This window comes from Paenibacillus sp. UNC499MF (assembly GCF_900107975.1).
Taxonomy (GTDB): domain Bacteria; phylum Bacillota; class Bacilli; order Paenibacillales; family NBRC-103111; genus Paenibacillus_F.
This window is the reverse complement of sequence record NZ_FNVF01000001.1, coordinates 30,951-51,646: the sequence shown is the minus strand read 5'-3', so window position 1 is coordinate 51,646 and position 20,696 is coordinate 30,951. Positions and strand designations below refer to the sequence as shown.

Sequence of the window (20,696 nt, the reverse complement as noted above, 5' to 3'; positions counted from 1 at the left end):
TGCAATCAAATATAGAACATATAGCTGTCGCGTTTGCCTTCTTCTTGATAAGAAATCAAAGAAGCCAGAGTTGTGGAATCCAGAACCTCCGCAATGCTGTCCCGGATACGAATCCACAAATCCCGCTTGGCCGGATCGTCTTCTTCCGTAAAATCGACGGGTGAAATCGGTCCCTCCAGAACGCGGATCACTTCACCCGCGGTAATTTCTTCCGCGTTTTTCGAAAGGATATACCCGCCGTAGGCACCCCGGATACTCTTAACAAGTCCTGCGTTTCTAAGAGGAGCCACGAGCTGCTCCAGATAATGTTCGGATAGTTGGTGTTTCTCTGCGATACTTTTCAGCGAGGTCGGCCCTTCCCCGAATCTTGCGGCCAGTTCCATCATTATAGTGAGACCGTAACGGCCTTTGGTTGAAATTTTCAAATTAACACCTCTTCTACCCCTGCTTATGTGTAGGATTACTAGCTCTAGGGTATCCTATTTCTCTATAATTCATTCCATTTAGGCATGTTCTTTACTATGTTATCACAATTCCGATTAATTTGGTTACAAAACCATGACATCTTGATGAAATATTTTCACTTTGCGAAAAGCGCGCTATAATGGGTAGAACCCTGAAGCTTACGTCAGGTGTCACCAGCCATTTTTGGCAAGAAAGGATTAGAACCGGCCATGAGCAAACAGAGAGTCATTCTCGGTATGTCGGGCGGGGTAGATTCTTCCGTAGCGGCTCTGCAGCTCAAAGAGCAGGGCTATGACGTTATCGGCGTCTTTATGAAAAACTGGGACGATACCGACGAGTTCGGCCATTGTACCGCCGAGGAAGACGCGGAAGACGTACGGAGAGTCTGCGACCAGATCGACATTCCGTTTTATACGGTTAATTTTGAAAAAGAGTACTCCGAGAAGGTGTTTCAATACTTCCTGGATGAATACAAAAGCGGGCGCACCCCGAACCCGGACGTCATGTGCAACCGTGAAATCAAGTTCGGCGAGTTCCTGCAGAAGGGTCTGGATCTGGGCGCCGATTTTATCGCGACCGGCCACTATGCCCGGCTGGAAGAACGCGACGGGGAGTTCGTTCTTCTCCGCGGAAACGATTCGAACAAGGATCAAACCTACTTCCTGCACGCGCTGAACCAGTACCAGCTTTCGAAAGCCATGTTCCCTATCGGGCACATGCCGAAGCCGCAGGTACGTGAAATCGCGGCCGCCGCCGGCCTGGCGACCGCCAAGAAGAAGGACAGCACCGGCGTCTGCTTTATCGGCGAACGGAATTTCAAAGAATTCCTGAGCCAGTACCTTCCCGCCCAGCCGGGGGATATCCAGACGCTGGACGGCGAAGTGAAGGGCCGCCACGACGGCCTGATGTATTACACGCTCGGCCAGCGCCAGGGACTCGGAATCGGCGGTTCGGGTACCGGCGAGCCCTGGTTCGTTGCGGACAAAGACCTGGAGCGCAACATTTTGTATGTCGTGCAGGGTGACAAGCATCCGCGCCTTTACAGCAAGGGCCTGTCAGCCACGGACGTGAACTGGATCAGCACGCGGAAGCCTCAGGGAGAGTTCACCTGTACGGCGAAATTCCGCTACCGTCAGCCCGATCAGGGCGTTACGATTACGCTCGGCGAGGACGGAACGGCGGAAGTCGTGTTCCACGAGCCGCAGAAAGCCATCACGCCCGGCCAGTCCGTCGTTTTGTATGACGGCGAAATTTGCCTGGGCGGCGGAATCATCGATAAGGTTCACCGCTGAGATGAACCGTCCGGGTCTCCCGGCTCGTAAAAGCGGCCGCATGGCCGTGTACCGCCTGACGGACATGAATCCGGAGAGCGGCGGCTTACGCGGAATACAGGCGCGGGCGCAACATACCCGCCGGAATGTTTAAGCGGGCGGCTTCGGCTGCTCCACGGCCGTCCCGGCTTGAACCGGGCCCGGCCGCCTGGCCGCGCGGCAGCTTCGGTCCGGGCGGACGGGCTGCCCGGCTCCGTCAAAAAAGAACGCTAATCCTCTTGAGGATTAGCGTTCTTTTTGTAAGTATATAAATGGTTTACGGATACTTACGTTGATTACCTGGGAAATAATTTACCCCGTTAGCTGTTCCGGCTTCCAATAACGATCACAGTCCGTTCTCGGGCTCAAGATCAGCCGGTTTTATGGCAGGGGTCTCCTCATCATAAAAGATTTTCTTGACCTTCTCCCTCATCGGCTTAGAAACAAGCGTATACAGAAGGTCGCCTTCAATAAGCTCCGTATTTCCGTGCGGAGTTATAATTTTGCCTTTTCGGACAATGGCCGTAATCAGAACGTCGTCCGGAAGCTCCAGGTCGCTGATCAGCCTGTTGTTGACCGGTCCGCTTTCCGTCACTTTAATTTCGATAATTTCCGCATTCGCTTTCCCGAGAGCAAGAAGCTCAAGGGTGTGAGTATCGTTCTTGGCCGACCCTTCGGTAAGACCCAGCTTTTTGGACAGGACGGAAATGGTGGAACCCTGAACCAGCGTCGACAGAAGCACGATGAAGAAGACGATGTTAAAAAACATGCGCCCGTGCTCCAGTCCCGCAATCAGCGGATAGGTGGCGAGTACGATCGGAACGGCCCCTCTGAGACCGGCCCACGAAATGAGCAGCTTTTCCCGGTATTGAAACCCCGTCCCCAGCATGCTTCCGAATACCCCGATCGGTCTCGCGACGAACATCAGAATCAGGGCAAGAACGACTCCCTGCCAGGCAATGCTGATAAGATCGTCCGGGAACGCCAGCAGTCCGAGCAGCATAAACATCAGAATCTGCATCATCCAGGCAAACCCTTCGTGAAACCGCGTGATCGAGAACCGGTAGGCAAAATCCGCGTTGCCGAGCCGAAGAGCCATCACATAGACGGCCAGCAGCCCGCTTCCGTGAAGCAGCGCCGTAGATCCGTAGGTGAAGATGGCAAAAGCAAGCGCCAGCACGGGGTAAAGTCCCGAAGAATCCAAATCGATTTTGTTCAGGCTCCAGACGGCCAGGCGGCCGATGACCAGACCCAGCACAAGCCCCAATCCCATCTCCCATAAAAAACTGCCGATCAGAAGAAGGATGCTTGTGTCCGGCATTTGAATAAGCTCGATCAGCGACACGGTCAGAAACACCGCCATCGGATCGTTCGTGCCGGATTCCGCTTCCAGCGTCGATGTGAGTCTTCTCTTCACGTTCTGATTTCCCAGAACGGCAAACACCGCCGCGGCGTCCGTAGATCCGACAATGGCACCGAGAAGAAGCCCTTCCTTAAGCGACACCTGCAAAATCCAGTAGGCGCTCAGCCCCACGATAGCCGTAGTCAGCAGGACGCCTACCGTAGCGAGCATCAGGGAAGGGCGGATCACTTCCTTTACGTGCGGCCATTTCGTGTGCATGCCGCCATCGAACAAAATGACGATAAGAGCCATCAAACCGAACCACTGCGTCAACTGGGCGTTGTCGAAATAAATAAAGCGGTTGAGCCCCATTCCCACCAGCATAAAAAAAACGAGTGCCGGAAGTCCGAACCGGGACGAAAACTTGGACATAAGCACGCCGGCGAACAGCAGGACGGCAATGAGAAAAATATATTTCTCCGTCATAATCGGTCTCCTTCAGCTACCTGCAGTTCCTGCCGGAAGCCGCATGCTCTTATAGAAGGGTCATCGGTTCCGGCGCTGCTGATTTATTTTCATCTTCTCTTCCATACCCTGTTCGGTGGCATTAAAAAACACCTCACCCTCCAATTGTTCCGGCAAATACGCTTGTTTTACGTAATGGCCCGGATAATTGTGGGGATACATGTAGCCTTTATGCCCTAATTTGTCCGCACCCTTGTAGTGGGTATCCCTCAAATGAAGCGGCACTTCCGCCTGACCGATCTTGTCCATGGCGGACATGGCTCGTCCGATGGCAAGCGGGATGGAGTTGGATTTCGGGCTTTCCACGGCAAACAGAATCGCCTGGCAGACGATATACTTAGCCTCCGGCCAGCCGATCTTGTGGTAAGCCTCCATCGCCGAAACCGCCTGAACCATAGCCTGTGGATTCGCCAGACCGATGTCCTCGCTGCATGCGACGGTCAGACGGCGGATAAACGTCATGGGGTCCATGCCGAGCTTCTCCACCGCGTACAGGAACCAGAAGAGAGCGGCGTCGGACGACCCCCGCACGCTCTTGTGGAACGCGGAGAGGACGTCATACTGCGTCGACTCGTCCGCCTTGACGGTCGGGCGGCGGATGGACTCCTCCGCGATGTCCAGCGAGATGCGGACAACGCCGTCCGCATCCGCCGAGGTTGTCAGCGCGGCGATTTCCAGCGCATTGAGCGCGCGGCGGATATCTCCGCCCGCCATAAACGCGATATGCGCAAGCGCCTCTTCTTCGGCTTCGATGTTCAGGAAGCCGAGGCCGTGCTCTTCATCGGCGAGGGCGCGCTCCATCGCGATGCGGGCGTGCTTCTCGGTCAAGCCGTGAAGCTGGAACAGCGTGGAGCGGGAGAGCAGGGCCCCGTTCACATAGTGGAACGGGTTCTCGGTCGTCGCTCCGATGAACACGATCGTGCCCTGCTCCACGGCGGGCAGCAGAGCGTCCTGGCGGGCCGAGTTAAAGCGGTGCACCTCGTCGAGGAACAGAATCGTCCGCCGGCCGTACAGCGCTTTGGCCGACTTGGCCTGCTCGATCACTTCGCGCACATCCTTGACCGATGCGTCCACGGCGTTCAGCCTTACGAAATCGCCGGACGTCTTCTCCGATATAATATGCGCGAGCGTCGTTTTACCGCAGCCGGGAGGCCCGTACAGCACGATCGACGTGATCTGGTCGGCCTCGATCGCCCGGCGCAGCAGCTTGCCGGGACCCACGATGTGCTCCTGGCCGATATATTCATCGAGAGTGCGAGGCCGCATCCGGTCCGCGAGAAGCTTCCCGCGGGAATCGTTCTCGGCAGCGGCACTGAATAAGTCCATTTCCATCTGCAATTCCGCCTTTCAACAGCATATAAAGTATCTATCTATTATACTGTTGACGCCTCTTGTTTGTCGAAGCACCGCCTGCTAATGCGCCGTTCCCGCGGAATGAATACGGACATGGGTATCGACCTTGAATTTCAGTTTGGGGTATATTTTTTGCCAGTCCTCCCATTCCGATGCATTGTTCCAGCGCCGGGACATGTAATGCAGGCCGAAGCCGATCGGATCCGTTTCCTGTTTCTGAAGTTTTCTCAGGAAGCTCTCCACCTGCTCGTTTGTTTCTTTTTCCGTCGCTTCCTCCAGCCTATCCAGAACGGGCCGGGTCATTTTCTCCTGGCTCTCGTTTTCTTCCAGTGTTCCTTTGATATGAATCCGGTACGTAAGCAGAGGATCTTCTCCCGGCTTATCGGTTATTTTGTACGTAGCCCGGGAGTTTTCCAGATTCAATTCATAAAGGATTCCGTCCGATTTGCCGCTCATATTCGTTTTCAGATTTTTGGTGGTCAGCAGATTGTACAATTTTGTTTCGTTGGGACTGAGCTCTACGCCGATGCGGTGTTTTTTCATCAGAGCGAGCCGGTCGATAATAAAATGATCCCCCTCCGCTTTGACGATCGGCAGAATAGGATCGATCCCTCTCTCTTCAAGCCGCCGCTGGTAATCGAATAAATATTCCGTTACGATGTAGGGCGATTCCGTTCCGGTTTTGGAAAGAGCGAGTATAAGAGCGTTGGAAGGGATACGTTCGGACAAAGGCTTCACTTTCTGAACGTCATAAGCCGTAGGCTTGGCGACGGCAAGCAGGGTAATGAGCTGGATATCCCGGCGGCGTACCCCCCAGTTGATGATTTGGTAAATATCGTCGCGGGCCATTTTCTCCCCGATCAGAAATACTTTCATATGACCGAAATCGAGCTCCTTGTCCACTTTGGACTTCGCTTTCCTCACCGCATCCGCCACTGTCTTGGTCTCTTCCACGATAACGTCGAATTGCTCGGTTCCTTCTTTCGGGTTCCCTTGGGGAATGGCCAGCTTCAAACTGACCCGGAGTTTATTTTCCTGGTCATCCAGCTTGTCTATTCCCATCGAGATCACAAAAATGCGTTTGTCGATATCTTTGAAGTTACAGCCGCCCAGCAGTAGAAGGAGCAGCAGAACCGGAACGAACAGCAGCAGCTTTAGCCTCACTTCTTCTTCACCTTCCGATACATATAGAAAATCAGCAGCACGAAAAAAATTTCTGCTACGAACCTGACTTCAAGAAAGAGCTCACCGGCTCTTATGAGCCCTTCCTGATTGAATTTGAGCATCATCAAGCAGGCTGCCGCGAAAACGAGAACGACTCCCAGCGGAAGGAATTTAGCGCTCCGTGAAGCGGCGGGCAGACGGATCAGCTCCCGGGCGAGACTTTGCGCCACATGCCAATGTACGACCGTACTGATCAGAAAAAGGGAAATGTACACCAGATAAAAAACGAAGACGAGCCGTTCGACGAGAAACATATCGATCCGTATGGCATCCGCCAGCGAGAACCAGGGATAGACATATGTCGATACCCCCATAGTGCCGTGCATTCCGATCGGTACGATCATTGTGAGCAGCAGCAGGAGCAGACCCGACAGCGAAATGAGCAGATAGCCTCTCATATGAAACTTTTCGAATACCCGGTTAAATACGACCAGATTGATATAGCCGGTAAAAAGAAAAGTCGCCGCCGCCACCGCCTGAAACGAGGGCCACTGCAGACTGAAAGTGAACGTTTGGAGAACGGCGTCCCAATCGAACATGGGAGACGTGATGGCCCGGATAATGAAAAACGCGACAATCGGACAGTTCAGCAAGAGCAGAATCTCCAAGCCGAACAAAATCGAGGCGGGATTGAGCGTACAAGCCCAGCATACGACGATCAAATAGCCGAGCATAACCAGAAAAGCGGGAACGTCGGGGCTTATGTAACGAAGCGTGATATCCACGAAGGACAACAGCGTAATGGCGCCGACCAAAAACCAAAGTGCGATCATAAGCAGCTGGACGGCGACATTCAGCCATTTGGGCAGAAACTGCTCCATCATTTCCGGAAACCCCTGCCGGGTGAAAGGAACCATCATTTTCGTGAACCCTCTTACAAGCAGATAGCTGATAACGACCGAGAGGAGAATCGAAGTCCACGCGCCGTCGAAGCGGTGCTGCAGCAAAATTCTCGGCACATAAATGATCAGGCTGATTAAGGCGTTGATGGCGATCAGACAGTACACATATCTATTGGTGACCATCCGTACCTCCTCCGCGCTGCTCGCGTATATGAAACAGCCGCATATAAGGGCGTCCGAAGCTGCGAAGATTGCACAGGTATAAAATACTGCCGATCACCCCGACGACGACGCCGAGCAGGCCGAAAATAGCGGCCAGCAGGACGAACCAATACTTCGCGAAGCGGACTGAAAAGCTCATCATGTTGATCGGAATAACGAAGTTGGAGATGGCAACCGCGGCCACGAGAATAATCATGATACTGCCGACCAGCCCCGCTTCCGTAGATGCCGTCCCCAAAATCAAACCGCCTACCGTCGTCGCCGTAGGTCCGATCGCTTTGGGCAGCCGCAAGCTCGCTTCGATCAGAAATTCCATCATGACGAGCATAATCAGTACCTCGACAAAAGAGGGGTACGGCACGCTCGCCCGGCTCCCCGCGATGAGCAGCGTCAGGTTCATTTTCAAAATTTCAGGGTTGTAGGAAGTAAAAGCCACATAGAGCGCAGGCAGGGTCAAGGTCATAAACAGGCCGACATAACGGAGAATGAGCAGAAAAAAACCGACGAACGGAAGCTGCACTTTATCGTCCATCGCGGTAAAAAAATCAAAAAAGGTGGACGGCAGAATAAGCGCAAAAGGACTCGTATCGATCAAAATGACAATCTTACCCTCGCTCAGGTTATCGATCACCCGGTCGGGCCTTTCCGTCGTCATCATCGTAGGCACCAGCCGAAAGCCTTCGGGACTGAGCGCCTTCTCCAGCTCGCCCGAAGATTGGATCTTGTCCACCTTCAGCTGCGAAAATTTGTCTTTAACGTCCTTGAGGATGCCCTTGTCGACTTTCCGGTCGTCATACACGAGCGCGATGGTTGTTTGGGACAAATAGCCGACCGTTGAATTTTCGATTTTCAAATTGGAAGATTTATAGCGCCGGCGCACCATATTCAGGTTCGTGAAAATCGACTCCGTAAAAGCGTCCTGAGGCCCCTGCACGATCGCTTCCACCGTGGCGTCCCCCACACTGCTCTTCACGTCCTGCAAAGCTTCCAGTAAGTATATTTTCCCGTCGACAAACAGCGCCACCGATCCTGACAAAATCAAATCGAGCGCTCTGACCACATTCGTATACTCCATGCCGCTGGGCAGGGACGAAATATACTGCACATAAAGGTCCATAGACCGGATTTCAAAAAACGGGGCGATAAAAAATCTCCGGATCATTTTCGAATCGCACAAGCTTTTCATATAGATCAGCCGCATGGTCCTGCCGTCCGAGGTCAGCTCGCAATTTTCCAGATCGGCGGAAAGCGCCAGCTTCTCGGCCAGCCATTGTTCAATCTGCTCCGTCGTCGCTTTATTGCCGGTCATCCGCCGTTCCCCTCCCTTCGTTCTCTTATCCGCAACGGCTCTTTGGTTTACGTTGCCCAGCTTGCTTCCATGTCATTCCAAAGCTTCGCATTTACAGCGTGCCGAACAAGCCGGAATCCCGCTTCGCTCAGATGTGCCGAGATTTAATCCCGTCAGCGGAAAAAACGCGGTTTAAGAGCAGGAGGGAGATAAAAAGAATCGCAAAAAAGGATGCCTCTGCAAACGGGGCATCCTTGTTACTTTGAGCATACGATTCTTCTGCAAATTCGTGTTTTATGGACGATCCCATGAAGGTTCACATGCCGGTTCACATACAGGTCTCATGTCGACTCCCGTGCGACCAAGGCAGTCGGAAACAGGGTGACTTCACGCTTCAAAGGAAGCCCCTCTTGTAAACAGGCAAGAAGCCTCTTAACGGCTTCCCGTCCAAGCTGCTCCACCGGAATATCGATGCTCGTAATGGTCGGCGTCGTTACCCGGCAGATCGGCTGATTGTCGTACCCGATAACGGCCAAGTCATCCGGCACGCCGTATCCGAGATTCACAGCCTGTTTGATCAGCCCTGCCGCCACTTGATCACTGCCCGAGAAGAGAGCGGTCGGCTTCTTCCCCAGCAGATGGATCTCATCCATAATACGGATGCCGTCCAGAATCGAGAAGGCTCCTTCAAAGATCCATTCCTCACGATAAGGGAGGCCGTGGTCCGAGAGGGCGGCCAAATACCCCTTTTTCCGCATATTCTGCGCCTCGCTGTTGGCCGTATCGAAGCAAAAGCCGATATCCCGGTATCCCCTGTCGATCAAGTGCCGCACCGCGGTATAACCGGCCTCGAATTCGTCATAGCACAAAATGGGGACCGATGCGGTTTCATGAAACTCGTTGCACATGAGGATGGGACCTCCCTTCAGGTAAGGCGCGATATCGTCCCACATGTTCTCCAATGCGCCAAGAATGATTCCGTCCACTTCCCTATTCTTAAGAAGCTTCATCAGTTGAAACTCGTTTTCTTTGCAGTAAAAAGTTTGAAACACACACACCTTGTAGTCGAATTCCAGCGCTTGCAGCGAGATTCCCTTGATCAGGCCGGCAAAAAAGGGATGATCCGCCTTGGGGACGGAGACAGCGAGCAATTTGGAGCTGTTGGTGCGCAGCCCCCTGGCCAAGGAATGCGGCGTGTAGTTCATTTCTTCGATCACCCTCAATACTTCTTTCCGCTTCCTCTCGGAGACGTACGGATGATTGTTCAAGACTCTCGACACCGTGGATGTCGATACTTTGCTGAGCTTGGCGATTTCTTGTATCGTAGGCATAAATTTTCCTCCAAAAAAATGTCTTGACCTGTCATCGATTTCATAATTTACGATGATTACGGATAGGAATTAGTAATAAATTCAGGAAACGGAGGAAAAAACCATGCTGATCACCAAAAATAAATATCGGGGAACAAGCAAAGACCTTCTTCAACTGATGAATCGCATCCAAACAGGACATGACGTAGAGCCGGATTGCTTTGAAAATCATTTGGTAAACAAGAAGATAATAGAAAAATTATACAATTCAGGAAATCGAATTACAATTAATACTTGGATTCCATCTTTATTTCCCGCTCTTCCCCAATTTCCGGAGAAAGTCGATTTCCTGCCTCTGAACAGGCTGATTTCCGAAGAAGAGGTGCAAGCCATTCTGGCGGTAATGAAAGAGGTGCTCCCGACCGGGCAGTTCACCAGCGGACCGTATGTAAACCGCTTTGAAGAAATCCTCTCCAGCTACCTGCAAAAAAAATATATCGTTGCCACCTCCAGCGGAACGGATGCGGCGATGGTGGCCCTGCTCGCTTTGGGCCTCCGTCCCGGCGATGAAGTTATTATGCCGGCCAACAGCTTTGCCGCAACCGAGAATGCCGTGCTTGCCGTAGGCGGCGTCCCTGTCTTTGCCGATATTGATCCGCACACGTATACGCTGGATCCGGCAAGCACGGAAGCATCCATTACGCCCCGGACCCGGTTTATCCTCCCGGTGCATTTATACGGCAAGAAGGCTGACATGGCAAGTCTCCGCGAACTTGCGGACCGGTACTCCCTGCTGATTGTGGAGGACGCCTGCCAAGCCATCGGCATAACGGGACTCGGACGCGAGGGGGATGCCCTGATCCTCAGCTTCAATCCCTACAAGAATGTAGGCGTATGCGGAAAAGGAGGCGCGATTGCCCTGGACAATGAAGAAGCGGCGCAGCGGTGCCTGCAGTTCAGTTACCACGGCTTTGAAGTCAACGTCAAAAACCGCAAAATAAGAGACTTCGGATACAACAGCCGGATGGATAACCTCCAGGCCGCCATCGGGATCGAGCGGATAAAGCATTTGTCCCTGAACAACTTCAAACGGACGGTTCTGGCCGACCGGTACCGCCAAGGCTTGGAACCGCTGGCCGACAGCCAGAAAATCCGGCTGCCCGACATGTCGGACGACCACGTCTGGCACCACTTCCCCATTCAAATCCTGGGCGCAGACCGTGACTCTGTACGGCACGAGCTGAAGGACAAGTATTCGGCCGAAACCGATATCTATTATCCCGTCTTGTCCCACAGGCAAAACACCGCGTTCGTGAATAGCCGCTATACGGATGCGCGGCTTCCGCAAACGGAGCAGGCCCACAGCCGGCTGCTGCATCTGCCCATGTATCCGCATTTGACCTGGGAAGAACAAGATCATCTGATGGAGGGACTGCGACGTGTTATTGGAGTATAAAGACAGCTTCGTCCGGCTGGAACATCCCGAGAACCCCAAGCACCTCGTGTTCTGTGACTTTGACGAAACGTATTTTCCGCACGTTCTGCTGGAAGAGCACCGCCGGGAACTCGAAGAGCTTGAAACGTTCATCGAACGGAAAAGCCGCGAGGGAGAATTGATGATCGGCTGGGTAAGCGGCAGTAAACTGGAAGATATTTTAAACAAAATGAACAAAGGAAAATTCCGGATTTTTCCTCACTTTATCGCAAGCGACCTCGGGACGGAGCTTACCTATATGACTTGGGAACGCTACGGCACGAGGGACGAACAGTGGGACAGCCGGCTGACCAGCAGCGGTTTCTCCGAAGAAGCGGTCGGCACCGTTGTCCGGCGGTTGTCTCAAGAACACGGCGTGGAATTAACCCCTCAGACCCAACTGGGCAGTTCCCGCTTCAAATGGAATTTTTACTATTGGCAAAAGGATCCCGTAACAGACCGGCACGCGGTCGAGTATATCCGCCGTTTGGCCGGCCGGTACCGGCTGGACGTCAATATCAACCGGTGCAATCCTCTGGCGGGCGATCCGGAAGACTGCTACGACGTGGACTTTATTCCGCTTGGAACCGGCAAGGCGGAGATCGTGCGATTCATGCTGGGACGGTACGGCGTCGGGCCCGAGCATGCGTTTGCTTTCGGCGACAGCGGAAACGATCTGCTTATGCTCCAGGCCGTCCGGCACGGCTACCTGGTTCACAATGCGACGGAGGAAGCCAAGGGCATGCATCCCCTGGTCTCCGAAGGGGCTTATGTGAAAGGCATTCTTCATGTGCTTCAAGAACACTTGCAGGCGGAAGGCTGACGATTCGAAACGCTGTGTTTGATCAGAGAGAATATCCACGGATAAGGGAGAGGAAATCAAGATGATCAAAATTGGTATTATCGGAGCCGGAAATATTGCCAAGACGCATGCCAAAGCTTTGTCAACGGTCAAGGAGGCTGTCCTTGCAGGCGTTCACGATATAAATCAGCCGGCAGGCGAGCGGTTCGCAGCCACCTTCGGCGGACGAGCTTTCGAACGGATCGAAGACCTGCTGGATTCCTCGGACGGCATTATTGTCGCCTCCCCTAACTTCAAACATAAAGAGCACGCCCTCCAGGCCCTGGCTGCCGGCAAGCATGTCTTGTGCGAAAAACCGATGGCCATCACTCTTGAAGAAGCCCAGACGATGCGGGACTTTACGGAGAAAGCCAATGCCATCGCCATGATGGGATTCAATTACCGGTATTTGTCGTTCGTCCACATCCTGATGGAATTTATCCGCAGCGGCGAGCACGGCGGCATCATTTCGTTTAATATCTCCTTCAAGAAAGACAGCGCTCTGAGAAAAAAAGCTTTCACGTGGAGAGACAGCGAGGCCAGCAAGCAGACTAGCGGCGCACTCGGCGATCTCGGCATACATCTGATCGATATGATCTGGTATCTGTTCCGTTCGGAGTTCCGGCCCGAATCGATCCGTATCAAAATGGCTACCAATGTGAAGGAAAAAGAAAACAGGGAAGTTCAGGTCGATGATTATTCGGAAATCCTGGGACAGCTCCGCAATCAGGTGTTCATTCATATGATTACCTCCAAGAGCACGGCCCCGGAAGACTGCGGGTTCGGGATTGAAGTTATCGGACACCAAAAAAATTTCCATTACCACACACGCAATCCACTGAGTTATACCATCACGGAAGGAATCTCGTCCACAAGCTTCGATCTCCCTCCCGCCTTGTTGACGGACCCAGCGGGCGAGTTTCACGGCTGGGCGGATTCCTTCCGGATCGAACAGATGGCATGGGTGGACGCCATTCTCCGGAATAGCCGGGTAGGTCTGCCGAGCTTTGCGGACGGGTACCGTTCTCAAGCTGAGCTGAATCTGTTCTTCGAAACACATGCGAAGGATCTTTCAGGCACGCTTGTAATGCAGGCCTAATCCCCTGAATGCCTTCCGCAGATAGGAGGCCGACGATGCGAATCGTCCTTTGGATGGGCTGCGCCTTTTATTTTCTGGTTGGCGTCGTTCATGTGTTTATCGGCAGTTTGTCCCCTCATCTTTTTGCAAGATACGGAATCGGGGCCCGGGAGATCTCCGTGATCCTGTCCGTACAGTTTATCGGTTTTCTCATCGGCGTCCTGTTTTCTCCCGTCTTTTCCAAGAAGCTGGGTCCGTTCGGCGTCATTACGATCGGACTCTGTATGGTCGGGGCCGCCTTAGCCGGCTATTTGTGGATCGACAGGTGGGAACTGCTCTCTCTGACCGGGTTCCTGATCGGATACGGGGCGGGCACGCTGGAGACGACCGTAGGAGCTCTGATCATAGGACAAGGGGTAAGCGGCAAGTCAGGGATGGCGAAGCTGGAAGTATTCTTCGGCTTCGGCGCCCTGCTCTTCCCCATCCTTATCCATTTGCTGGCCGGTGAGGATGTCCTTCTTGTCGTATTATCCTCCCTGCTCGCTACTATCGTGGTACTGCTGACGGTATGGGTGTTCTTGACTTCAGTCGCCCGGCTAAATCAGAGATTTCCCCAGCCCGAAGGAGCCGGAAGCGACACGGAGGAGTTTTTCCCGGGAAACACACCTATGAGGGAAAAACGCTGCTTAGGTCTGCTCATTGTATTCGCTTTCGTCTATGCCGGGATCGAAACCAGCTACGCGAACTTTCTGCCTTCGCTGTTGATTGCCGGCGGATATGAACCGTACAGCCTGATCGGAGTTTCCGTATTCTGGGCGTCGATGGTTGTCGGCCGGACATTGCTCGCCGTCAAAGGGAGGAATATTCCCCCTCTGCCGATACTGCAGATTTCCGCTCTGAGTCTGATTTTATTTTTAGGGGTGTTCCCTTTTCTCCATGATGCCATCCTGGTGCTGGCGGCCATTTTTCTAACGGGCATTGCGGCAGCTCCCCTGTTTCCGGTTGCGATTACATTTGCGGCTTCCGTAAGCCGGGGACATGTGGATGAGGTCACGAGCTACTTTATCGCCGCCGCGAGTTTGGGCGGGTCGCTCATTTCGCTTCTAGTCGGCTGGAGTCTGACGCTGGAAGAGCTCCCGGTTACACTGTTTCTGTTCGCCGGGCTGGCTCTGCTGCTCTGGTTCATTTCCTTCCGGCTGAAAGACACGGGCAGCAGCTTCTATAAACCCGCTGGCAAGAGCATGGACCGATAAGGTCCATGCTCTTCGGCTTGCCGTGAAGAAGCGGGCAGCGCAAAGAAGCCTCCACTCCCGCCGTAAAAACGGAATGAAGGCTCTTAACATCGAATCTTTTAAAAGATTTATCCGAATTTGTTTGCCAAAAGCGAGGCTGCAGGCGAGTTATTCAGCTTTCTTCCAGCGCCAGAATTCCTTTGGACTTGCTGACGGATAACCGCAGCTTCTCCCCTTTGTCCGTCACGGTAAACAGATAGGAGTCGCTCTCCTCCCGCTCGAACAGACTTGCGCCCGTTCTGTAATACCGGGCCACAATTCCTTCCGCTTCCTCACGGGTGAACGGCTCCGTCAGCTTCTCTTCCTCGCGTCCGCCGATGACCCAGCTCCCGTTTCGTTTGAGCAGCGTATAGGTGAGAAAGGCCGAATCCGTGTAAGCCCCTTCCGGCCTCTTGCCCCGGACTTTGACCCGATCGTCCGTCACGCTGACGATTTTGAACGAAGGCCCGGGCATCGAAGCAGCGGGAAAAAGGGCCACGGCTTCGTAAATCCCGCCCAGATGATGCTCATAGAACGTTCTCCAGCTTCCCGGGTCCGCATAATACCGGCTCAGGGCAGGCTCGATCGCTTTAAAAGGCGGCTTCGTACGCGAAGCCAGCTCGTGGTCGAAAAGGCTCAGAAGCAGCTCCGACGTCTTCTGCTCGTTGTACCGGATCAGGCTTGCCGCCTTGTCCGCCGTCAAAGGCTGCGCCGCTTTGGCCGCCCGTTCCACGGCCGTTCTCTCCAGCAGAGCGAGCGCCCGCGAAACGAGCGTTGCCGCATCCCCGCGGGTCATGACGCGCTTCGGTTCGTAGTCGTCGCCCGAATCGCTGCGCAGTCCCAGCGCCATGATATTCTGCACGGACGCCTGCGCCCACACATCCGCATCGCCGACGCTCCAGGCGGCTGCATCCGCCGGGGCTTCGACGCCCCGGGCCTCCAGCCAGCGCCACACCATCGCGGCGGCGGCCTGGCGGGTTACCGGCTGCGCGGGCATGAACTTGACGGCGGTTACGCCGTCAACGAGCCCTGCCGCATAGGCAGCCGAAATATACGGCGTCGACCACACGGACACGAGGTCGACGAAAGGGGTCGGCCCTTCGGACGTTCCGAGTCCGAAGGCGGATGCGAGCAGCTTGGCAAACTGCTCGCGGGTCAGCGCCCCGGCCGGGTCGAACCGGCCGGATGCCGTTCCTTCGATGAGGCCCCGCGCAGCCAGATCCGCAATCGCGTCCGCGTTGCGGTCATCCGGGGCCACATCGGCGTAGAGGCGGCCTGCGGCCGGCTGCTCCGCCGAGCCGCTGGCCGCCGCTTGGGGCGCTGCTTCCGGCGCCGTGCCGGGCTTAGCCGGACCGGCTCCCGCCGTCAGAGGCGCCGCCGCGTGGTCTTCCGCGCCCGCCGGATGCTCCCGCAGCGCCGGAACTTCAGCACCCGGCGGTTGCCCCTCCTGCGGCGCCGCACGGCCTGCGGCATAGACGGGGGCCGTCTCCGATTCGCTGTGCCCCTCCGGCCTCACTGCACTGACGTCCGCCTTCCGCTGCCCCGCAGCTAAGTTTTCCGCCTCCGCAGCTCGTCCGACTGCCGTCAGGCTAAGCCCGGCAGCCGAAGTCAGCACAGCCGACGCGGATAGAGTAAGGAGAACCTTTTTCCAAGCCATATCTTTCCTGCCTCTCTAGGTGCGATTGTGACTTCGAAAACTGCTTAAACCTCGATACCGGCATTGTGCAGCAGGTCTTTAACACATACGCTGACCATGATCAGACCGGCGACGGGCGGCACAAAAGCGTTGCTCGCCGGAGGCTGCTGCGCTTTGCGGATTTCCGGCGCATTCTCCGGAACGATGCGCTGAGTCACGTCTTCGCGCGGCTTCTTAGGCTCTTCCGTCGAAAATACCACTTTCACGCCTTTCTTGATGCCCTCCTTGCGGAGCTTCGTCCGGATGACCCGGGCAATGGGGTCCATCGTCGTTTTGGAAATATCCGCGACCTGGAACTTGGTCGGGTCCATTTTATTCGCCGCGCCCATGCTGGAGATCATCGGAATTTTGCGCTCCAGGCACTCCTTGATGAGATGAATCTTATAAGAGATGGTATCCGAAGCGTCCAGAACGTAGTCCGGCTTGTAGTCAAACAGCTGCTCGTACGTTTCCTCCGTGTAGAACATCCGCAGCGCGATGGCGTCGCATTCGGGATTAATCAGCTTGATCCGCTCCTGCATAAGCTCGGCCTTAGGCTGTCCTACCGTCGTCGTAAGGGCATGAATCTGACGGTTCACATTCGTAATATCCACCACATCTTTATCGATCAGTATAATTCGTCCGACTCCGGTCCGGGCCAGGGCTTCCGCCGCTATGGAACCGACTCCGCCGATCCCGAGCACAGCTACCGTGCTGCCTTTCATAACCTGGAGTCCCTCGGGTCCGATGGCAAGTTCCGTCCGGGAGAATTGATGAAGCATTCGGAATTTCCTCCTCTGTCAGCTGCAAAATGATAGGTTTACGCTAAGTTTGACCTGATTCGGTGGTCAATGTCAAGTCGGGCGCTTGGTTTTATCTGTGCGGCCCGAAAAAAAGGGACCCGAAGGTCCCTCCCTGTTTCCTTTATGCTGCCCTGCGGCCTGTAAAATTTTTCACGGCCGGCAGAGCGGCGCGGCTGCCGGAATTTAAGCCTTGGCGGCCGGTTGTTTCAACGCGATGCGGATGGAAAGCTGCTCAAGCTGCTTCTCGTCGACTGCGCTCGGCGCATCGGTAAGCGGATCGGACGCGCTCGCCGTTTTCGGGAAGGCGATCGTTTCACGCAGGTTCGTGCGTCCCGCAAGCAGCATCACGAGACGGTCGAAGCCGTAAGCCATTCCGCCGTGCGGAGGCGTTCCGTATTCAAACGCTTCAAGCAGGAAGCCGAACTTTTCTTTCGCTTTTTCAGGCGTGAATCCGAGCGCCGCGAACATTTTTTCCTGCACGTCGCGCTGGTAAATCCGCATGGAGCCGCCGCCTACTTCGTAGCCGTTGAGAACGATATCGTAAGCCTGGGCGCGCATTTGGCCCGGGTCCGTTTCGAAGAGATGCAGATCTTCGTCCTTCGGACGGGTGAACGGGTGGTGCATGGCGACATAGCGCTTCTCTTCTTCGTCGTACTCGAACATCGGGAAGTCGACGACCCACAGGAATTTGTAGGCTTTGTCGTCGATCAGACCCAGATCGCGGCCGACCTTCAGACGAAGGTTGCCCAGCACGTCGTACACGACTTTCGGTTTGTCGGCAGAGAAGACGAGCAGGTCGCCCTCTTCCACGTTGAGGCGCTCGGTCAGAGCGGCGATCTCTTCTTCTTTGAAGAATTTGACGATCGGCCCTTTCCACTCGCCTTCCTTCACGGTGATCCAGGCCAGACCCTTGCCGCCGTAACGGGATGCGAACGGCTGGAGATCGTCAAGCTCTTTACGGCTCCACGTCGCGCAGCCCTTGGCGTTCAGGGCCTTGACGATACCGCCGTTTTTGGCGACCATGTTAAACACTTTTACGTCGCTGTCTTCCACGATATCGGTCACCGTGGACAGCTCCAGACCGAAGCGCAGGTCCGGCTTGTCGGAGCCGTATTTGTCCATCGCTTCCGCATAAGTCAGACGCTGGAACGGCGTCGGAATTTCCGCACCGACCGTTTCGCGGAACAGACGCACGAGCAGCTGCTCCATCATGTCCAGAAGCTGATCCTGGGACAGGAAGGACGTCTCGATGTCCACCTGCGTGAACTCCGGCTGACGGTCCGCCCGCAGATCCTCGTCGCGGAAACAGCGCGCGATCTGGTAGTACCGCTCCAGGCCGCTCACCATGAGCAGCTGTTTGTACAGCTGCGGAGACTGCGGCAGCGCGAAGAATTCGCCCGGGTGCACACGGCTCGGCACGAGATAATCGCGCGCGCCTTCCGGCGTGCTGCCCGTAAGGATCGGCGTCTCGATATCGAGGAACCCGTTTTCGTCGAGGAAGCTGCGGAAAATCCGGGCCGCTTTGGCACGCAGCATGAGCGTCTGCTGCATTTCCGGACGGCGAAGGTCCAGATAGCGGTGCTTCAGGCGCAGCGTTTCGTCGATTTCGATCCCGTCTTCGATGAAAAACGGGGGATTTTTAGCCGCGTTCATAATTTCGATTTCCGTGATCCGGACTTCGATTTCACCGGTCTGCAGGTTGGTGTTTACCGTTTCGGCGTCACGTTCGACGACGGTTCCTTTTACGGCCAGCACGTATTCGTTGCGTGCGCGGTCGCCGATTGCCAGCGCTTCGCCCGAGAAATCGGGATTGAAGACGATTTGCACGAGTCCGCTGCGGTCGCGCAGGTCGATGAACAAGACGCCCCCCAGGTCGCGACGGCGCTGTACCCAACCGTTCAGAATAACCGTTTCTCCGATGTTCGCTTTCGTTAATTGCCCGCAATGATGTGTTTTGAGCATCATAATGACTGAACCCCTCCATTTTCGTTTCCGGACTTTGTCCGTTTCAAAATAGCTTCCGCAAACTCCTCCAGCTTGATCGTTTCCTGCTCGCCGGTGGCCATTGTTTTAAGCGTTATTTCCCCGCGTTCCAGTTCGTCGTCTCCCAAGATAGCGACAAAACGCGCTGCGGAGCGGTCAGCCGCTTTCATCTGCGTTTTCATTTTGCGGCCCTGGTAATCCTTCTCCGCCAGGATGCCGTGCGTACGCAGCTCATAGAGCCGCTTCACGATCTCGTCCTCGGCCGCCTGACCGAGTCCGATCAGGTACACGTCGAGCCCCGGAGGCTGAGGAAGCTGCACGCCCTGGGATTCCAGGACGAGCAGAACGCGCTCCAGGCCGAGGCCGAAGCCGACGCCGGGCTGGTCTTGTCCGCCGATCTCGGAGACGAGGCCGTTGTAACGGCCTCCGCCGCCGATCGTATCGATGGAGCCGATGCCCGCCGCTTTATATTCGAAAGCGGTGTGCGTGTAATAATCGAGTCCGCGCACGAGGCGGGGATTGATCGTAAACGGAATGTCCATCGCCGTCAGATGGCGTTTTACCGCTTCGAAGTGCGTCCGGCACGCTTCGTCCAGATCGTCCAGAAGCTCGGGCGCCCCTTCGAAATACTTCTGATCGACTTTGCAGTCGAGAATCCGCATCGGGTTGCGGTCGAACCGCGATTGGCAGTCCTTGCAGAGCTTATCCTTGAGAGGCTCCAGGAACGCCTGCAGTCTTTGCTTGTAATTCCCGCGGATCTCCGGCGTTCCGACGGAGTTAATCTCGACGGACACGCCCGTCATCCCCAGTTCGCGGTAAAACGTATAGCCGAACGCGATGACTTCGGCATCCAGCGAAGGATCTTCCCCGCCGAAAGCTTCGATCCCGAACTGGTGAAACTGCCGGTAGCGTCCGGCCTGCGGCTGCTCGTACCGGAACATCGGACCGATGTAGAACAGCTTGCTGACATCCGGTTCACCGTACAGTTTATTTTCCACATACGCCCGTACGACGCCGGCCGTTCCTTCCGGACGGAGCGAAATGCTGCGGTTTCCTTTGTCCTGAAACGTATACATTTCCTTCTCTACGATATCCGTCGTCTCTCCGACACCTCTGGAGAACAGCTCGGTGTGTTCGAAGATCGGCGTACGGATTTCCCGGTAGCGGAACCGGCTGCACAGGTCGCGGGCTTTGCTTTCCAGCGCCTGCCACTTTTCTACGGAACCCGGCATAATATCCTGGGTGCCTTTCGGCTTTTGTATGCTCATTTGAGCTTCCTCCTTATCTTCCTCGTCGACTTCCCCATTGTCCTGCGTCTGCGATGCTGCTTTTTTTGCCATTAAAAAAGTCCCCCATCCCTAAAACCGCAAAACGGTCAAAGGGACGAGAGACGTTAGTAACTAACCATCACCCGTGGTGCCACCCACATTCCGAAAATCGGCGGCCTGCGGCGCGGAAAGTCCGGCCGGGCTGATTTTCGCTTCATACGGTTAACGCCCGTCTACGCATGTCGGCTAATGGGAAACGGTCTGCACGGCACGTTCCAAGGAACGAGCTCAGGCAGCCCTCTGTTCACCGACTGTCCTCCGGGAGGTCTTACGCTCGGCCATCATAAGGAAGCTTGCAGCCAGGGCTTCCCTCTCTGAGTACGTGGAGTCGAACGACTTCATCCCTTCAGCGGATCAAAGTT

General features: G+C 55.1%; 16 protein-coding genes. 5 read left to right on the top strand and 11 right to left on the bottom strand.

Annotation, left to right across the window (positions count from 1 at the left end; all coding sequences use genetic code 11):
* Window positions 1–5 precede the first annotated feature (5 nt).
* Window positions 6–425 carry a cysteine metabolism transcriptional regulator CymR gene (gene cymR, locus C4S74_RS00215; protein WP_009676580.1) on the bottom strand — a complete coding sequence of 140 codons (420 nt, stop codon included), beginning with the start codon at window positions 423–425 and terminating at the stop codon, window positions 6–8.
* 249 nt (window positions 426–674) lie between these two features.
* Here cymR and mnmA point away from each other — a divergent pair, with 249 nt between their 5' ends.
* Window positions 675–1,757 (top strand): tRNA 2-thiouridine(34) synthase MnmA, encoded by a 1,083-nt coding sequence (gene mnmA / locus C4S74_RS00210; protein ID WP_103993373.1) that lies wholly within the window; start codon window positions 675–677, stop codon window positions 1,755–1,757.
* A 364-nt stretch (window positions 1,758–2,121) separates the two neighbouring features.
* Here mnmA and C4S74_RS00205 read toward each other — a convergent pair whose 3' ends face one another.
* The 6 genes from C4S74_RS00205 to C4S74_RS00180 form a co-directional block, all read right to left on the bottom strand.
* Window positions 2,122–3,603, bottom strand: a complete 1,482-nt coding sequence (locus C4S74_RS00205) for a potassium/proton antiporter (protein WP_103993372.1) — start codon at window positions 3,601–3,603, stop codon at window positions 2,122–2,124.
* A gap of 60 nt (window positions 3,604–3,663) precedes the next feature.
* On the bottom strand, window positions 3,664–4,968 hold the full coding sequence (locus C4S74_RS00200; protein ID WP_374755386.1) for a replication-associated recombination protein A: 1,305 nt from the start codon (window positions 4,966–4,968) through the stop codon (window positions 3,664–3,666).
* A gap of 87 nt (window positions 4,969–5,055) precedes the next feature.
* On the bottom strand, window positions 5,056–6,159 hold the full coding sequence (locus tag C4S74_RS00195) for a Ger(x)C family spore germination protein (RefSeq protein WP_103993370.1): 1,104 nt from the start codon (window positions 6,157–6,159) through the stop codon (window positions 5,056–5,058).
* Window positions 6,156–7,244: a GerAB/ArcD/ProY family transporter gene (locus C4S74_RS00190; RefSeq protein ID WP_103993369.1), complete on the bottom strand. Its 1,089-nt coding sequence runs from the start codon at window positions 7,242–7,244 to the stop codon at window positions 6,156–6,158. Before C4S74_RS00190 ends, C4S74_RS00195 begins: the two co-directional genes overlap by 4 nt.
* Window positions 7,231–8,592 carry a spore germination protein gene (locus C4S74_RS00185; protein ID WP_103993368.1) on the bottom strand — a complete coding sequence of 454 codons (1,362 nt, stop codon included), beginning with the start codon at window positions 8,590–8,592 and terminating at the stop codon, window positions 7,231–7,233. The genes C4S74_RS00190 and C4S74_RS00185 overlap by 14 nt, the downstream gene beginning before the upstream one ends.
* A 320-nt stretch (window positions 8,593–8,912) precedes the next feature.
* On the bottom strand, window positions 8,913–9,902 hold the full coding sequence (locus tag C4S74_RS00180; protein ID WP_103993367.1) for a LacI family DNA-binding transcriptional regulator: 990 nt from the start codon (window positions 9,900–9,902) through the stop codon (window positions 8,913–8,915).
* Between the two features lie 103 nt (window positions 9,903–10,005).
* Here C4S74_RS00180 and C4S74_RS00175 point away from each other — a divergent pair, with 103 nt between their 5' ends.
* The 4 genes from C4S74_RS00175 to C4S74_RS00160 all read left to right on the top strand — a co-directional run bounded on the left by C4S74_RS00175 (window position 10,006) and on the right by C4S74_RS00160 (window position 14,527).
* Complete coding sequence (locus C4S74_RS00175; RefSeq protein ID WP_103993366.1) at window positions 10,006–11,337, top strand: DegT/DnrJ/EryC1/StrS aminotransferase family protein; 1,332 nt, start codon at window positions 10,006–10,008, stop codon at window positions 11,335–11,337.
* Entirely contained in the window at window positions 11,321–12,178 is an 858-nt protein-coding gene (locus C4S74_RS00170) for an HAD-IIB family hydrolase (protein ID WP_103993365.1), read from the top strand. The genes C4S74_RS00175 and C4S74_RS00170 overlap by 17 nt, the downstream gene beginning before the upstream one ends.
* A gap of 61 nt (window positions 12,179–12,239) precedes the next feature.
* On the top strand, window positions 12,240–13,295 hold the full coding sequence (locus C4S74_RS00165; RefSeq protein ID WP_103993364.1) for a Gfo/Idh/MocA family protein: 1,056 nt from the start codon (window positions 12,240–12,242) through the stop codon (window positions 13,293–13,295).
* Window positions 13,296–13,330: 35 nt separating this feature from the next.
* Entirely contained in the window at window positions 13,331–14,527 is a 1,197-nt protein-coding gene (locus C4S74_RS00160) for an MFS transporter (RefSeq protein ID WP_103993363.1), read from the top strand.
* A 151-nt stretch (window positions 14,528–14,678) separates the two neighbouring features.
* On the opposite strand, the gene C4S74_RS00155 is transcribed toward C4S74_RS00160, so the two are convergent.
* The 4 genes from C4S74_RS00155 to hisS form a co-directional block, all read right to left on the bottom strand.
* Complete coding sequence (locus C4S74_RS00155) at window positions 14,679–16,202, bottom strand: S-layer homology domain-containing protein (protein WP_258042336.1); 1,524 nt, start codon at window positions 16,200–16,202, stop codon at window positions 14,679–14,681.
* 44 nt (window positions 16,203–16,246) lie between these two features.
* Window positions 16,247–17,002: a ThiF family adenylyltransferase gene (locus C4S74_RS00150; RefSeq protein WP_103993362.1), complete on the bottom strand. Its 756-nt coding sequence runs from the start codon at window positions 17,000–17,002 to the stop codon at window positions 16,247–16,249.
* 204 nt (window positions 17,003–17,206) lie between these two features.
* Window positions 17,207–18,988: an aspartate--tRNA ligase gene (gene aspS, locus C4S74_RS00145; protein WP_103993361.1), complete on the bottom strand. Its 1,782-nt coding sequence runs from the start codon at window positions 18,986–18,988 to the stop codon at window positions 17,207–17,209.
* Window positions 18,985–20,274 carry a histidine--tRNA ligase gene (gene hisS, locus C4S74_RS00140; RefSeq protein ID WP_103994240.1) on the bottom strand — a complete coding sequence of 430 codons (1,290 nt, stop codon included), beginning with the start codon at window positions 20,272–20,274 and terminating at the stop codon, window positions 18,985–18,987. The genes aspS and hisS overlap by 4 nt, the downstream gene beginning before the upstream one ends.
* Between the last annotated feature and the right edge of the window lie 422 nt (window positions 20,275–20,696).